Origin of the sequence: Microvirga sp. HBU67558, from assembly GCF_018069605.1 — a bacterium.
GTDB lineage: Bacteria > Pseudomonadota > Alphaproteobacteria > Rhizobiales > Beijerinckiaceae > Microvirga > Microvirga terrae.
In genome coordinates, this window is record NZ_JAGPUP010000305.1 from 1 (window position 1) to 1,105 (window position 1,105).

The window sequence follows — 1,105 nt, forward strand, 5'->3', positions numbered from 1 at the left end:
ATTCGCAGCGCGAGCGGACCTTCGCACAATCTTCCGAAGACCTCCTTGTTTGAGTGCCCTGGCGATAGCCACGACCCTTGGAAAGGAGCAGTATCACCCCGGGAGGGAAGCTAGGCGCTGCGTACTAGGGAGCTGTGGAGGCTTTTCCGTCCCTGACAATGAGCAGGAGATCCTCATGAGGACAATCGTGGCAGCAGCATTCTGGGCGTTGGTGATGACCACAAGCTCGTACGCAGCAATCAGGGAGGAGCCGGTCACGTACCAGGACGGCACCACGACCATGAGGGGCTTCGTCGTCTACGACGATGCGGTTCAGGGCAAGCGTCCCGGTATCATCATGGTGCACGAGTGGTGGGGCATCACCAAGCACATGCACACCGAGGCGCAGAAGTTCGCGCAACAGGGCTACACCGCGTTCATTGCCGACATGTACGGGGACGGGAAGGTCGCCGACAATCCCAATGACGCCGGCGCCTTAGCGACTCTCGTCATGAAGGACCCGAAGGTGATGGAAGCGCGCTTTGGTGCCGCGCAAGCTCAACTTGCTCGACATCCGTCCGTTGACCCGACGCAGATCGGTGCGGTTGGCTACTGCTTTGGTGGCGCTGTCGTGCTGAACATGGCTCGTGCCGGCGCCGACCTCGATGCGGTGGCCGGATTCCACGCCACGCTCGGCCTCAACACACCCGCGCCTGCGCCTGGCACGGTCAAGGCCAAGGTCCTCGTTCTGAATGGGACCGACGATCCGTTTGTGAAACGCGAGGAGTACGAGGCGCTTAAGAAGGACTTCGATGCGGCGAAGGCTGAGTACCGGGTCATTGAATATCCTGGGGCGGCGCATGCTTTCACCAACCCGGAGGCCACAGAACTCGGCCGGAAGTTCAACCTGCCGCTTCGGTACGACGCACAGGTGGACCAAGCGGCGAAGGGCGAAGCATTGAAATTCTTCAAAGTCAGCCTTCAGAAGTAGGGAGCTTCTCCGAGCACCGCAGCGTCGGCTGACGCTGCGGTGCAAGACATCAGGTGATCCGACCTTCCACATGTGCCTGGGGAGCGGACGTTTAGACAATTGCCCTCACGGACCGCGTTTGACCCACTGCGGACC

Annotated in this window: 1 protein-coding gene; it reads left to right on the forward strand. The window is 60.8% G+C overall.

Annotated elements, in window-relative coordinates; all coding sequences use genetic code 11:
• Positions 1–175: 175 nt before the first annotated feature.
• Positions 176–970 carry a dienelactone hydrolase family protein gene (locus tag KBI52_RS01390; protein ID WP_247654102.1) on the forward strand — a complete coding sequence of 265 codons (795 nt, stop codon included), beginning with the start codon at positions 176–178 and terminating at the stop codon, positions 968–970.
• Positions 971–1,105 lie beyond the last annotated feature (135 nt).